This window comes from Halalkalibaculum sp. DA3122 (assembly GCF_043951865.1).
Taxonomy (GTDB): Bacteria; Bacteroidota; Rhodothermia; order Balneolales; family Balneolaceae; genus JAMQKA01.
In genome coordinates this window covers 1-303 of record NZ_JBINJF010000131.1, presented here as the reverse complement: position 1 = coordinate 303, position 303 = coordinate 1, and the positions used below count along the sequence as shown (strand labels likewise).

Annotated in this window: 1 protein-coding gene; it reads left to right on the top strand. The window is 64.0% G+C overall.

The genetic code is table 11. The features are described from left to right. Positions 1-55: 55 nt before the first annotated feature. The coding region (locus ACG2F4_RS19485; RefSeq protein ID WP_395262609.1) for a sulfatase-like hydrolase/transferase at positions 56-303 on the top strand (248 nt) is incomplete at its 3' end.

Below are 303 nucleotides of genomic sequence, written 5' to 3'. Positions count from 1 at the left end.
CCCGGCGGGGGCCCAGGCTGCGGGTGCCGACAGGCCCAACATACTCTGGATTTCGGTGGAGGATATTTCCCCGCTGATGGGCGTATATGGGGACCCGGTGGTGGCAACCCCGGTGATCGACCAGCTGGCCGCCGAGGGGTTGATGTATACCAATGCCTTTACCACGGCCGGGGTCTGCTCGCCGAGCCGCACGGCGATTATAACCGGGATGCATCAATCCTCCATTGGGGCCCACCATCACCGCCCGACCCATACCGGCCATGCCCATAAAACGATACCAGACGGTGAGCCGCTGGTCAGCGG